Origin of the sequence: Paenibacillus sp. JNUCC-31 (assembly GCF_014844075.1) — a bacterium.
Classification (GTDB): Bacteria; Bacillota; Bacilli; order Paenibacillales; family Paenibacillaceae; genus Paenibacillus.
Window position 1 is genome coordinate 7,329,412 of the sequence record NZ_CP062165.1, and the last position, 13,386, is coordinate 7,342,797.

The 13,386-nt window shown below is 47.0% G+C and carries 11 protein-coding genes and 1 riboswitch; of the genes, 8 read left to right on the forward strand and 3 right to left on the reverse strand.

Features of this window, described 5'->3' with window-relative positions:
* Window positions 1-98 precede the first annotated feature (98 nt).
* Together JNUCC31_RS32080 and JNUCC31_RS32085 are read right to left on the reverse strand one after the other, a co-directional pair.
* The gene (locus tag JNUCC31_RS32080) at window positions 99-1,079 is read right to left on the reverse strand and encodes a DMT family transporter (RefSeq protein WP_192267316.1); all 981 of its coding nucleotides are present in this window, start codon (window positions 1,077-1,079) and stop codon (window positions 99-101) included.
* Window positions 1,080-1,223: 144 nt separating this feature from the next.
* A riboswitch (FMN riboswitch) is annotated at window positions 1,224-1,377 on the reverse strand.
* Between the two features lie 83 nt (window positions 1,378-1,460).
* Window positions 1,461-1,958, reverse strand: a complete 498-nt coding sequence (locus tag JNUCC31_RS32085; protein ID WP_192267317.1) for a DinB family protein — start codon at window positions 1,956-1,958, stop codon at window positions 1,461-1,463.
* A 136-nt stretch (window positions 1,959-2,094) separates the two neighbouring features.
* Here JNUCC31_RS32085 and JNUCC31_RS32090 point away from each other — a divergent pair, with 136 nt between their 5' ends.
* The 5 genes from JNUCC31_RS32090 to JNUCC31_RS32110 all read left to right on the forward strand — a co-directional run bounded on the left by JNUCC31_RS32090 (window position 2,095) and on the right by JNUCC31_RS32110 (window position 8,612).
* Entirely contained in the window at window positions 2,095-2,655 is a 561-nt protein-coding gene (locus JNUCC31_RS32090) for a CGNR zinc finger domain-containing protein (protein ID WP_192267318.1), read from the forward strand.
* A gap of 214 nt (window positions 2,656-2,869) precedes the next feature.
* Entirely contained in the window at window positions 2,870-4,246 is a 1,377-nt protein-coding gene (locus tag JNUCC31_RS32095) for an amidohydrolase family protein (RefSeq protein WP_192267319.1), read from the forward strand.
* Between the two features lie 518 nt (window positions 4,247-4,764).
* On the forward strand, window positions 4,765-6,201 hold the full coding sequence (gene bcaP, locus JNUCC31_RS32100) for a branched-chain amino acid transporter BcaP (protein ID WP_192267320.1): 1,437 nt from the start codon (window positions 4,765-4,767) through the stop codon (window positions 6,199-6,201).
* Between the two features lie 374 nt (window positions 6,202-6,575).
* The gene (locus tag JNUCC31_RS32105) at window positions 6,576-7,649 is read left to right on the forward strand and encodes a hypothetical protein (RefSeq protein ID WP_192267321.1); all 1,074 of its coding nucleotides are present in this window, start codon (window positions 6,576-6,578) and stop codon (window positions 7,647-7,649) included.
* Between the two features lie 30 nt (window positions 7,650-7,679).
* Complete coding sequence (locus tag JNUCC31_RS32110; RefSeq protein WP_192267322.1) at window positions 7,680-8,612, forward strand: tyrosine-type recombinase/integrase; 933 nt, start codon at window positions 7,680-7,682, stop codon at window positions 8,610-8,612.
* Between the two features lie 295 nt (window positions 8,613-8,907).
* Here JNUCC31_RS32110 and JNUCC31_RS32115 read toward each other — a convergent pair whose 3' ends face one another.
* Window positions 8,908-9,837: an L-lactate dehydrogenase gene (locus tag JNUCC31_RS32115; protein WP_024632045.1), complete on the reverse strand. Its 930-nt coding sequence runs from the start codon at window positions 9,835-9,837 to the stop codon at window positions 8,908-8,910.
* Between the two features lie 309 nt (window positions 9,838-10,146).
* On the opposite strand from JNUCC31_RS32115, the gene JNUCC31_RS32120 reads away from it, so the two are divergent.
* The 3 genes from JNUCC31_RS32120 (at window position 10,147) to JNUCC31_RS33990 (ending at window position 13,178) form a co-directional block, all read left to right on the forward strand.
* Window positions 10,147-11,424, forward strand: coding sequence for a WD40/YVTN/BNR-like repeat-containing protein (locus JNUCC31_RS32120; protein WP_192267323.1), 1,278 nt, complete (start codon window positions 10,147-10,149; stop codon window positions 11,422-11,424).
* A 134-nt stretch (window positions 11,425-11,558) separates the two neighbouring features.
* Entirely contained in the window at window positions 11,559-11,768 is a 210-nt protein-coding gene (locus tag JNUCC31_RS32125; protein WP_192267324.1) for a hypothetical protein, read from the forward strand.
* Between the two features lie 240 nt (window positions 11,769-12,008).
* Complete coding sequence (locus JNUCC31_RS33990) at window positions 12,009-13,178, forward strand: collagen-like protein (protein ID WP_192267325.1); 1,170 nt, start codon at window positions 12,009-12,011, stop codon at window positions 13,176-13,178.
* Window positions 13,179-13,386: the final 208 nt, after the last annotated feature.

A 13,386-nucleotide genomic window follows, 5' to 3' on the forward strand; every position in this document is an offset into this window, starting at 1 on the left:
TCATATACTCATATATCGAAAAGCACCGTTCATCCATTCGGACGACCAGTGCTTTTGTCTTTAGCTTTTACTATATTTACGTTCTATATATGATGCATTCAATCTGTACGAAGCTTTGGTGCAGCGTCAGCCGGAGTCGATGAGCGTTCCTGCTGTTTGGAGATGGCGAACAGCGCAACCCAGATGAGAATGAATCCAACCAACTGCTCCCAGGTAATCAATGTACGGAAAGCAATCCAGTTAACCAGCACCCCAGCCATCGGGAAGCTAAGTTCCGCGAGCGTGGCAACAGAGGCTTTGGTGGAAGAAAGCCCTTTGTAATATAACAGAAGACTCAGTAACCCTGGCAACAATGCCTGGCCCAGAATATTGAGTGCCACAGCTGCCTGTTCGCCTGTTCCGGAAGGGAAGGTCCATGCAGCGCCCTCGTTCCATGTCATAAAGATCAGCAGTGGCAAGGCTACGACAAATCGCAGGGAGGTGACCGTTTCATAACGGGTTTGTCCCAGCATCAACCTGCCCATAACAGTTGAACCTCCCCATAAGGCAGCAGCGCCCAGCGAGAGCAGACTGCCTGCATGAACCCAGTTGTCCCAGTTCCCAAGAGGAAGGGTGAATCCGAACGTCAGTAGATATGTTCCTGCAAGTGCAATGATAAACAGTCCGCCAAAGCGACGTGGTAATGTTTCCTTCAACAGCAGCTTTGCCAGAACAATCGCAAATAGCGGCTGCATCTTTTGCAACAATAAAACGGTGTTGGGATCATTATGTGTGAGCGCTAGTGTGAATAATACCGTGGCGAGCGCTGATCCACCCCAGGAGATAAAAATCACGGCAATCCAGTGGCGGGCACGCAGGTTTTTCAGATCGGCCCGAAACTTCCACAGCACGGGAATCGCCACCAGGCTGACAATGATATGTTCCACAAGCACAATCTGAGTGGAAGTCATCGTTTTGAGCAAAATAATGCGGAATAACGGATCTACACCCCAAAGGGCAGCGCCGAGAACAACCAGCCAAAATCCGGTATTACTTCGTTCCTTACGATAAATTGTTGATGCAGATTGGGTCTTTTCCATATTCAGGACTCCTTCGTCAGAACACGGAATCTTCAGTTGGCAAAATCGACAAAAGCCCCCGTTTTGGTATACACCAAATAAACGGGGGCTCAATCATGGACATGTCGTAAGGAAATAAGACTTCCCGTAAAGGCATGCCAATGTGTTGATCTTCTCTCATCCGGACTGTACCGTCGGCCTTGGAGTCACACCAAGTCAGTCGCTGAATATGCAAAGTCTGTTCAAACAGCGAGTCGCGGGCTGGTTCTATAAGAACATCACCGCCGGTCGGGAATTGCACCCTACCCCGAAGATCCTATTCAATTATATAGTGTATTGAACAAGCTGTAACATTAATAAGTTCATCTTATTCCTGTAAGCGCTAGCAGTTCAAGTGTTTTTTTAGAATATAATATTCCAACTTCCTTGTTGCCTACGCAGCAGTACAATCTGGCCAGCATGATAGGCATCGTGTAGGACCCAGCGGGCAAGTGCATGTGACCATTTTTCATCGGAGTTCATGTAAGGAGCTTCGAGATCGGATTCTTGTAATGTAGCAAGCTGATCACGGAGCTGCCCTGCTAATTGAGTTGTGTCTTGCATAAGTTTACTCCAGCCTTTGATATCGGAAGGGTCCCCGGGATCACCGAAGGTGGACTCATTGTTTTCGGCAGGTGTACCAGAGGGGGTTACACCCTGAATGCGATTCAACAAGCGTTGATTATAATAGTACATATGGTTAACCAACTGCCAGATACTTAATCCACCGGATGATGGAACCCAGGCTGCTTGTTCAGCAGTTAGTCCTTCGAGCGCCTTGGATAAAGGCACAATCCAATTACATTGATCCCAGGTGTCATCTTTCTGAATGAGCAATAGATCTTTTGCCGTTGTAGTCATTGATTTTCCTCCCTAAAATGAATTTCGTAGTAACTAGCTAAAGTACTTGAATGTGGTTACAATTAATATAACCCAAATTTGATTGGTTGTAACTATCTTTATTCATTTAAATGGTTACATTTTAGTGGAGGTACGTATGGATAGACTATGGACTGATTTTGTGAATAGTGATTATCATGACTGGCGTGGTGGGGATCGTTCGGAGGACAGGCTTGGCAAAAAAGAGTGGCAGCAACGTTTTCTGGAACAATGGAAAATGAGCGCATCTATACCCGCAACTCCTGAAGAAGAGAGTGTCATGAGAATTTTCAGAAATGAATTGCAGACGCTTGCGACTCGTTTATCTGCCGGAGAATCTTTAACAGACAAAGATCAAAAATGGCTTAACGGCAAGATGGCTGAAGGACAGGTGATCCGAAGACTGAACTCTGCAAATGAAGGACTCGAACTTTCGCTAATTCCTGTACAAGGTCATTGGCAGCAGGTCATGGCAGAGGTCGCTGCTGATTTTGCCATCACCGTGGTTGAAGGGGATGGGGGAAGAATTCGGATCTGCGATAATACGGATTGTCGCTGGATTTTCTATGATGATACGCGCAGTCGCACCCAGAAATATTGTGATGATAAGATGTGCGGCAATTTAATGAAAGTTAGAAGGTTTCGGGCGAAAAAGAAGGTGGCTCAGCAGAAGGAGTAAGATGATGTACCAGAAAGTAAGGTTTTTTGTTCGTTAAGCAAGGAGAACACTTGAATTGAGCCAGAAACATGCTGGAATGGAAATATTCAACTTCAGAAATTGAATATTTCCATTAGTTTCTATATAATGTATATGTACTTAAAATATTTCAGTTTGTTATTCAGGTAATAACCGTATTTCAAGCGTATATCCAACAAAAAAACAATGATTGGAGATGTGTCTTGTGAGGACAAGTTATCTACTGAAGAACGGTTGTGTACTGTCTATGGATTCGTCGGTGGGTCAGTATAAGAGGGCGGACGTTCTGATTGAGGATTCTCTTATTACTGCCATCCAGCCCGACCTGAATTGTACGAAAGCGGAAGTGATAGATGCATCAGAGATGATCATACTCCCTGGATTCGTCGACACTCACCGGCATATGTGGGAGTCGCTTGTCAAAACAGCGGGCACCAATTGGTCACTGCCGGTCTATCTGCAAAATCTCTACTATGGAGCGATGGGAAGCAAACTCCGGCCACAAGACAGCTATATCGCCAATTTGCTGGGTTCTTTGGAAGCGCTTAATGCTGGAGTGACCACGGTACTTGACTGGAGTATGCCGTATTCCCCAGAGCACACAGATGAACTGATTCGCGGACTTCAGGATGCGGGCATTCGATCGGTTTTCGCTCATGGCGTACCGGGGGAGACACCCTACTGGAACAGAGAAAGCCATCTAACCTACTCGAATGATGTGAGAAGGGTCAAGGAACAGTATTTCTCCTCACAGGATCAGTTACTTACGTTCGGTCTTGCCATTCGTGGTCCGGAGTTCAGCCATTGGGATACCACTGTGAAGGAAATTCAGCTGGCTCAGGAACTGGATGCGATATGTTCAATGCATGTTGGATTTGGCAGCTGGGGATCTGTAGATCGTTCGGTGAGTAAATTGTATGAGGCTGGTTTACTGAGCCCCGCTCTGAATATAGTCCACGGAAACACGATGGAAACGGATGAGTATAAAATGTTGGCCGATAGCGGTGCCTCACTGTCGGTCACACCGGAAGTGGAAATGATGATGGGGCATGGATATCCCGCAACGGGTTATTTTCTTGAACATGGGGGAACCCCAACGCTTGGAGTCGACGTTGTAACATCAACAGGCGGGGATATGTTCTCCCAGATGAAATTCGCACTTCAGGCAGAGCGTTCCAGAATGAATGAACAGCTCTTGCGAGAGGGTGAAATGCCGGGGGAGCTGAACTTGCAGTCCAGCCAGGTTCTGAGGTTTGCAACGTCAGCTGGGGCACAGGCTCTGGGGCTTGAGCGGAAGATTGGCTCACTTGCGCCCGGTAAAGAGGCAGATCTGATCATGATTCGTACCACCGATCTTAACTTGTTCCCGGTACATGATCCGGTTGGAGCCGTCGTTCAATTTGCCAATCCGTCGAATGTGGATACCGTATTTGTAGCCGGTCGGCCAGTGAAGCGTGCAGGCAAGCTGCTGCATGTCGATCTGAACGAGGTCCGTCGTAAAGCGTTGGAGAGCAAGGAATATCTACTATCCCAGTATCGGATGTCGGATGCGGAGCGAATTATATTTTCTTAAGTGTTAATGAAGCATGGTGAAAAGGATGGGACTCGTTTCTGTTTCATAGATTCATATCGTTTTAAAGGATGAAGGGCCGCATAAGGGTATGCGGCCCTTTAATATGCCCTTTTACCGAGGGATAAGACAAAATTAGCAAAGGACAGACAGCGAAAAAAGGGGAAAAGGTCCCTCATTTCAGGAAGTACATATAACAACGAAAATATGATATTTTAGTCCGGAAAAAGACCATTAAAAAACTGCGCATAATATAAATTATACGCAGTTTTGTTTTAAATCCATTTTTATATGGAGCCCTGTCCAACAGATCATGATATTTTTCGTCCGAAAAGTACAAAATAAAACAACATAAGAAATAAATTTAATCAAGCAACGCGACAACGTGTAGAAATTGATAGTTTTTTATAGGTGTTCGTTAAGATAGAACAAACGACTTTTTCATAGAACAGATGAACCGAATGATCCATTGAAGCAAAGCGTCAGACCGTTATCATTTTCATTACGAGAGGAAATTGGGTATGAACCAAAACCAGGAACGAACTTCAGTGTTCAGAAAAAAGCCGATTGATACGGGAGGCAGTGAAAGCAACATGCTGAAAAGAGTGCTGGGTCCACTTGACCTGATGACTCTCGGGGTAGGGGCAATCATCGGTACGGGGATCTTTGTCCTAACAGGCGTTGCTGCTGCCACATATGCAGGACCAGGATTGGTACTGTCTTTTCTGCTGGCAGGTATAATCTGTGCCTTCGCTGCATTATGTTACTCCGAGTTTGCATCCAGTGTTCCTGCATCAGGAAGTGCGTATACGTATAGTTACACCGCTTTTGGTGAAGTCATTGCCTGGATTCTCGGGTGGGATCTTATCCTGGAGTATGGATTTGCAAGTGCAGCGGTTGCCAGTGGCTGGTCGGGATATTTTCAAACGTTATTGTCAGGATTCGGATTGGAACTGCCACATGTGCTCACTAGTGCATTTAGTCCTGAAAAGGGAACCTATTTTGACATCACCGCAGCGGTCATTACGTTAATCATAACGTTCCTGCTTACTCGAGGGGTAAAAGAGGCTGCGCGAGCCAACGGAATTATGGTAGCGATTAAAATTATTGTGGTGTTGATCTTTGTTGGTGTAGGTGTGTTCTATGTGCAGCCAGCTAACTGGCAACCGTTCCTTCCGTTTGGGATCTCGGGTGTAACTGCAGGAGCGGCAACGGTATTTTTTGCTTACATTGGATTTGATGCTGTCTCTACAGCTGCGGAAGAAGTGAAACGACCACAACGGGACTTACCGATCGGAATTATTGCGTCCCTTGTGATCTGCACCTTTCTATACATCGTCGTATCGTTGATCCTGACAGGGATTGTACCTTATCACATGTTAAATGTGAGTGATCCGGTTGCCTTTGCGTTTGAATTTGTGCAGTTAAAAGGATTGTCCTGGATTGTTTCGCTTGGGGCGATTACTGGCATTACTACGGTGTTGCTTGTTATGATGTATGGTCAGACACGTCTGCTCTATTCCATGTCACGGGATGGACTGCTGTCCCCGGTATTCTCCAAGGTCAGTGGCAAACGCCAAACACCGGCTATAGGGACTTGGGTGGCAGGGATCATCATAGCACTATTCTCAGGGTTTATTTCACTCGGCCATCTGGCGGAATTAACTAACATCGGGACATTGTTTGCTTTCGCGGTTGTAAGTCTGGGGATTATCGTATTACGTAAAAATAACCCGGAACTGAAAAGGGGTTTCCGAGTGCCTCTCGTTCCATGGATTCCTATACTCAGTGCCGTTGGCTGCATGTATCTCATGACACGGCTTGCCGCGTTAACCTGGATTACGTTCTTTGGCTGGTTGATTATAGGTTTAGTGATTTATTTTGCCTATGGTCGTCATCACAGTCATCTGAATCCGGCACGACGCATATCGGACAGCTTCAGAACGAAGGGGAAATAACAGTATATATAGAAGTTCAACTAATGTTTATTTAACGGGTACTCTGATGATAGAACAACCTTTTTAGCTTCGCTTCTTCGGGTTATTTCAGGGTTAACGAAGAATCGATATCGATTGGGTTGACCGTAAATCAAGTGAAATGGTGAAGTAAGATGAATTTGCCCCTATCGTGATTCGCCAAGGCGAAGCGGTGAGGGCTTTTTTTGTGGAAGCAGATCATTGATCCGCGCAAAACGAGTTGGTTTAGGCGGTAAATGGGTATGTAATAAGGGATGCGTCAGTCCTTGTGATCGGAACCGGGGTTGCGGTCAGATCAAATATGAAATATATTTGGGGATGTGACATGGCATCAGACATAGGAGAGGGGATGTATCATGAACACACCATTACATACGAATCCAGATCACGTACATTCGCATTTTGGCTTTGCATTAGCTGATTCAACCGTGCTTGCCGAGACAAAAGTAATCATTTCTAATCCAGAGGACACCCAAGTTGTTCAACTGGATATCGATCCAGAGCGTCGCTTGAAGGATGGGCGAAAAGTATCGGTTGTGGCGCAACAGATGAATGCACCGCTGCATCGAAAAGAGGCAACAATCTTATATGGTGAGGAGTTTGGTTTTGTACAATATACAGTGAATTTGCGACCAGAGAGTACATTTACCCTTGCTCCCATAGAAGGAATAGACCAGTCCATTCAATTGCATTGGGCGAACTTTGCAGAAGGGGAGTACGAACTGCGGATTTCCTTGCATATTAAAACACCCCGGATCGCAGAAGGGCCGCTGGAGCCCGAGCAGCATGCGATGGTAAAATATGCTCAGGTCGTAACTGTAGCCATCTGTCTGTTTCCAGCCGATGCTGTGCAGAGGAGCACAGAACCCGAAGCGGTGTGGACACGGGAGAATCATGTGTTTGACTCCTACGGTAGTGGCGGCTTTATTCTCGCTGATTTGCCTCGCATGGCCAAACGTGTGGAAGCGTTGATCGGACCCGGAAACCATAATCTGATCGAACAAATCGCTGAGGGCGACCTGTCGGATACCTTGCTGGATGAAGGGCTTATGGCGATGGCATGGGGGTTGAGCCCATGGTGTTATTCGATCTATTCGGCACCTGATGAAGCTTCCGGTCTGAAACTTTCGGTGGACAAGCTGGGAGATGAACCGCTGACAATCGGTCTATATCGCCTGAATGCGGAAAGTAAACAATTAAGCATTGTGCCGGTGAACGAGTTAGCGAACTGGCCTGCCTGTGCGGAGAAAGCATGGCCTGTCATTAATGTTGCAGGTGAAGGGGAGACGCTGCGCATGGACCTGTATGTTCAGATCTGTGAATCGGTGAATGGGCTGCACGAGAATCCGTTGCCTTCCTTTGTACTTACTCGCAGTGAGGGCCGTCCTGAGGCAATTGTTCCACTAATCGACGTTGTGGTCGTTGACTAATAATAAATAGAATCGTGGTGACGAATACAGATGATGACCGAGGAGATTCAGGAGCAATACGCCGATGAGCTTGAAGCTTTTCACATATGGATGAAGGATGCCGGTTACACAGGACATACGGTGAAATCATACACGGGTGACGTTGCAGAATTTCTCATCTCTATTCAAGGAAAGTCACTGGATCAGGTCAAAAAACTTCATGTGTTATCCTTCCTGTCCCGAGCCCGGGAACGCGGGGTCAGTGATGCAACGCGAAATCGGAAACATGCAGCGGTAAACTGTTTTTACAAATCACTGATTGAACTTGAATTGTTGACGAATAATCCGGCATTTGGGATCAAGAAATCCAAAACCGAACAAAACCGGGCCCCCGTCTTCCTGGACGAAAGCGGTCTGGAACGATTTTTACAATCCGTCGAGGGCAAATACCGGACACGCAATCTGGCTGTTTTTCTGCTAATGGGATACATGGGATTGCGGGTTGGAGAGGTGCATGCCTTGAACTGCAAAGATTATAATGCGGAACGGCGTACACTGGACGTATTCGGCAAGGGCCGAAAATGGCGTACACTGCCTGTACCGGAGACCGTTGCTGAACTGTTGTCCCAGGCGATCCAGGAACGCTTGTCTCCGTGGCGTGCGAAGGAAGAAGCATTATTCGTCTCACAAAAAGGAAAGCGTTTATCGATTCGCAGCATCCAGCTCATATCAACCGAAACCTTTGAACGCTTTCAGCGGGAGTCGCCTTCCAATCAGCGTTTGAATTACTCCAGCCATAAGCTGCGCCACTCATTTGCCACCATGATGCTCAGACGTGGGGCGGATCTGCGAACCGTTCAGGAACTGCTGGGTCACTCTTCCATTCAAACCACGACGGTATACACTCACGTAACCAGTCGGGAGAAGGAGGAAGCAATGGCCCTGCTGGATGTCAAACTTCCCGCGTTTGTGGCTGAAGTATGATGGGAACGTTAATTTTGACCAATATTAAAGTTGACTCCATCAAAAACAGGATTTGTGAGAATAAATTCGACTTTAATGAAACAGAATATTTATTATGTAAACCAAAAATAGAATCTTATTTATATCTAACCCGAATGTATGTCTTTCAGGATATCGCTCATCCTATTTATAATAGGACCAAAGAGCCACGTGCATCTTCTTTAAAGAAGAAACATGTGGCTCTTTGGTTGTGCAATCTTGATAAAAGATGTTAAGAAATAAGGTGTAAAGGTGTATCCTTTAAACGTTTGGGGATTTACTCCAGTCCGGCAATTTGTTCCTTCAATTTGTTCGCAGATGCCTGGAAAGCAACTTTCTCCGTCTCATTCAAAGGAAGCGGCAGAATTTCGCGTACGCCGTTGCGATCGACTACACATGGAACACCCAGATATACATCCGATACGCCATTGTAATCTTCCAACAATGTGGAAACGTTCAATACGGAACCTTCGTTACCCAGAATGGCAGCCACGATGCGGTCCAATGCAAGCGCAATTGCATAGGACGTGGCTCCTTTGGCATTAATAATCTCATAAGCTGCGTTTTTGGTCCGGTCAAAGATATCCTGCTGCGTTTCTTCATCCAGCTCCAGATCCGTACCTGCCACATTCGCAAGACTCCATACCGGTACTTCTGAATCACCATGCTCCCCGATAATATGAGCGTGAATGCTGCGTGGATCAATGCCTTTGTTTTTACCAATAAGATAGCGGAAACGCGCACTATCCAGTAAGGTACCTGAACCAATGACCCGGGAAGCCGGCCAGCCGCTTTGTTTCCATGAAGTATAGGACAAAATATCTACTGGATTCGTAGCAATCAACAAAATACCATGGGAATTAACCTCAGTAATACGTTCAATGATTTCTTTGAAAATGCTTGCATTTTTCTTCAACAGATCAATTCGTGTCTCACCCGGTTTCTGGGAAGCACCCGCCGTAATGATGATGATATCTGCGTCCTTGCAATCCGAATAATCGCCTGCCCATACTTTCACGCCTCCGGTAAATGGAAGACCGTGGTTCATATCCAGCATTTCGCCGGTAGCCTTATCATGATTCACATCCACAAATACCAACTCGGACGAACGCTGTCTTAACATCAGCGTGTATCCCGTTGTTGTTCCTACCGCACCCATGCCTACAATAACGACACGACTTGGTTTGAGCGCTGCACTGTTTACCATTTTCATATCCTCTCCTTTTTGGGGTATACTTCCATCCATATTAAGGGATACGTGTCCGAAAAGCGAGCGAAGTCTATAAACTTTTTCACATTCCCTGTCTATTTGCGGAATATTTCGTCGAAAACAGGGTTTTGATTCATAGAGAAAATAAACGCTGCAAGCAGATCGCTTCCTACTTCCAGGGTGGAGAGGAGCCTTTTCGACATGGTTTGTGTTAGAATAGGAGCAGTGGATTCAGATGAATCGTAAATACAACTTGAATGGACAGGCATGCGCGCCTGCTTATTGGATGAGAGAGGTGGAAACCACTTGCGTTCGCAATGGATCAAAATCGCGCAGACAGCATTGCTGTCTATCGGTATAGCCGCTTTGCTGGCAGCTTGTACGGATTCAGGACCGACACCGGTAGCAAAGCCGCCGCAGGAGCAAGAAGATAGCGGGAATGTGGGCCAGACATTAACAGTGGTTCCCCCCGCAAACAGTACACAATCTGCAGATACTGCCAAATATCAAATTCAGACCCGGTTAACCGATTTTCAGCTGCTTAATGGGAATGGTGGATTAGCCTGGGGAGTGACGCGAAACGCCTTGCGTCTGTATTACACTCAGGATCAGGGAAGCACTTGGACCAACATTTCTCCATCGGAGAATGTACAGTTCCCGGCGAATCCGCAATACGGACAAAGCATTTATTTTGTAGATAGTACACATGGATGGATCGTTCGTGAAGGGATGGGCGGAACGGATACGATGGTCCTCCGCACGAACAACGGGGGAGTGAGTTGGAGCTTATCTTCTTTGTCGAAGACCGATAAGGTGACCGCCATAACATTCGTATCTCCTGAGAAAGGTTGGATACTGACCACGGCCGATACTTCCATTGGCAAACAGGATAAGAAATTGTATCTGACCGAGGATGGTGGCATTACCTGGAATGAGATGTCATCGAGTGATGTGGAGGGCAAGCCGGCCACGACGGAGATCCCAACAGGGGGATATACTACAGGCCTGACCTTTTCGGATTCAAACCACGGGTTCCTGACAGCGCTGGAGTTCGGTACACCAAAACTGTATGTCACAACGGATGGCGGCGAACATTGGAAGTCGGGACCGTCTTTCTTTGACCGAAACAAATTTAACGGATGTGGCAATTTTAATATCAGCTCGCCACAATTTTTTGGAAGAGAGGCTCAGGGAGCCTGGATGTCCATGTCATGTTCTCAAGGAGAAAGCACGAAATTTAATGGCTTCTTTACAACAAATGGTGGACAGAACTGGACTCTGTCAACGTTCAGTCTGAACAAACAAACCGGCATTAATCGTAATCTGGCTCCTTCATTCCTGAACCCCTTAGAAGGTTGGGCCATGCAAAATGGAAAAACCTATTATACCAAGGATGCCGGTAAAACATGGAAGGCACTTCCTGTGAGTAAAGTATTGGAAAGCATTCATAAAGACTACCCGGAAATTGTTAAGCTTCAGATGGTTTCCTCGAAGTTAGGCTGGATTTTAGTGGAAAATACGGATGCCAAACGATCACTCTTACTCCAAACCGTAGACGGTGGGGTACACTGGAAAGTACTATAATGCGGTGGAATTGAAGAGCTTAAGAAGAGGAACCTGCGGGTTTCTTTTCTTTCGAACTATTTTGTGAAATAAATCACAATAAATCACTTCAAAAGATGTTATATTGAATTCAAGAAGAGATGGGAGTGATGAACATGAGAACGAATGAACAAGCTCAATTCACGCAGGCGGACGAGTTAACCAGATACATGCTTCAATTATGCTATACATGTGACGATGCCAACCGTTGTACAACCGAGGAAGAGGTCAAAGCTTGCATGGCCAAACATGCACAGGCTAACGAGACGGAGCAGGTTGAGGGTGGAGAAGTAACACGCGGGTTCATGGACCTGATGTACGCTTAAACTTATAAGAAGAGTGTAAAGCATACAGTGATCTGAATATTGAAGATAAGTCATCAGGGAACGACTCCAAATGGGGGCGTTTCTTTTTTTTGCATGTTAAATAAACATAATACTTGAGTTGTACATTAGCCTCTTTTTCCTAAATATAGGTTGTAGTTTAGTTGACTATGGTTTGTCGTCCATACACCAAACTAACCACATACGTACGTTAAACTATATCTGTAGGGAGGTGTCCACACAATGAGCAGTTCAGAAGAGAACAAGCGGTCTAAGAGAAAAAAGGTAGTGACATTTCCTTGTAAAGCTAAAAGAAAAGAAAGCAAAGTGAAGATGGCTAAAAAAGTAGTTCGGGTAAAATGTCCGCCACCTAAAGTAAATATTATTACGCCTACGGTTACGGGTCCAACTGGACCGCAAGGGATTCAGGGGGTACAAGGTATTCAGGGCGCTCAGGGAAATCGGGGTCTGCAAGGGGTACAAGGACCAACCGGAGCGCAGGGGCCAGCCGGAGGCCCTCCAGGGCCTCAAGGGCCTCAAGGCCAACCCGGACCAGCGGGAGCCATGGGTCCACAGGGGGTGGCTGGTCCAGCTGGACCGATGGGCGTGCAGGGTCTCCCTGGGGAACAAGGCTTGGTGGGTCCACAAGGCCCGCAGGGTGTGCCGGGTCCGGTTGGCGCTATTGGACCGCAAGGCTTTCCTGGTGCGACTGGGGCCACGGGTGCTGCAGGAGTAGCAGGTCCAGCGGGGCCAGCGGGGCCAGCGGGGCCTGCCGGAGTGACAGGTGCAGCTGGCATTGCCGGTCCAGCGGGTGCCACCGGAGCCACAGGTGCTGGAGTAGCAGGTCCAGCGGGGCCTACCGGAGCGACAGGCGCAGCCGGCGCTGCCGGTCCAGCGGGTGCCACCGGAGCCACAGGTGCTGGAGTGGCAGGTCCAGCGGGGCCTGCCGGAGCGACAGGTGTTACCGGAGCTACAGGTGCAGCCGGAGGTGTTCTGGGATTTGCTGATTTCTTTGCGCTGATGCCTCCTGATAACGCAGCAACAGTTGCTCCAGGTACGGATGTAAGCTTTCCAGAAAATGGCCCTACGAGTGGAACAACAATTACTCGAACAGGACCTAGCTCATTCAATCTAGCTGCAATAGGCACTTATCAGGTGCTGTTTCAAGTGAGTATAACTGAAGCCGGTCAACTTATTCTGACCCTCAATGGAGCTGATCTGGCTCCCACGGTAGTTGGTAGAGCAACAGGAACGTCTCAGATTGTTGGGGTAGCCTTAGTACAAACGACCGTTATTAACTCAATCCTGACCGTACGGAACCCTGCCGGTAATTCAACGGCATTAACGATTACCCCTCTTGCAGGCGGAACACGACCTGTATCCGCACATCTTGTCATCACACAATTAGCTTAAACTAGATCAAAAGCTAAATTGCTTGTCTGGGATCTGCTTAGATCGCCATTCAGAATGATGACTTCGGTTAGCTTTGACTGAGATAGCGGTCTTTCATCAGGCTGTTATCTCAGTTGGAGCCAACGTTGGATCTTTAAGGAAAGCTGAACGAGATGATCTGGCTACATACCTGGCTTCACTTGGTTTGACAAAGACTTATAGGTTAATC

Excerpts from the sequence above, each read along its gene's own strand:
- JNUCC31_RS32080 (WP_192267316.1), bottom strand. The coding sequence starts at position 1,079 with ATGGAAAAGACCCAATCTGCATCAACAATTTATCGTAAGGAACGAAGT.
- JNUCC31_RS32085 (WP_192267317.1), bottom strand. The coding sequence starts at position 1,958 with ATGACTACAACGGCAAAAGATCTATTGCTCATTCAGAAAGATGACACC.
- JNUCC31_RS32090 (WP_192267318.1), top strand. The coding sequence starts at position 2,095 with ATGGATAGACTATGGACTGATTTTGTGAATAGTGATTATCATGACTGG.
- JNUCC31_RS32095 (WP_192267319.1), top strand. The coding sequence starts at position 2,870 with ATGTGTCTTGTGAGGACAAGTTATCTACTGAAGAACGGTTGTGTACTG.
- bcaP (WP_192267320.1), top strand. The coding sequence starts at position 4,765 with ATGAACCAAAACCAGGAACGAACTTCAGTGTTCAGAAAAAAGCCGATT.
- JNUCC31_RS32105 (WP_192267321.1), top strand. The coding sequence starts at position 6,576 with ATGAACACACCATTACATACGAATCCAGATCACGTACATTCGCATTTT.
- JNUCC31_RS32110 (WP_192267322.1), top strand. The coding sequence starts at position 7,680 with ATGATGACCGAGGAGATTCAGGAGCAATACGCCGATGAGCTTGAAGCT.
- JNUCC31_RS32115 (WP_024632045.1), bottom strand. The coding sequence starts at position 9,837 with ATGGTAAACAGTGCAGCGCTCAAACCAAGTCGTGTCGTTATTGTAGGC.
- JNUCC31_RS32125 (WP_192267324.1), top strand. The coding sequence starts at position 11,559 with ATGAGAACGAATGAACAAGCTCAATTCACGCAGGCGGACGAGTTAACC.
- JNUCC31_RS33990 (WP_192267325.1), top strand. The coding sequence starts at position 12,009 with ATGAGCAGTTCAGAAGAGAACAAGCGGTCTAAGAGAAAAAAGGTAGTG.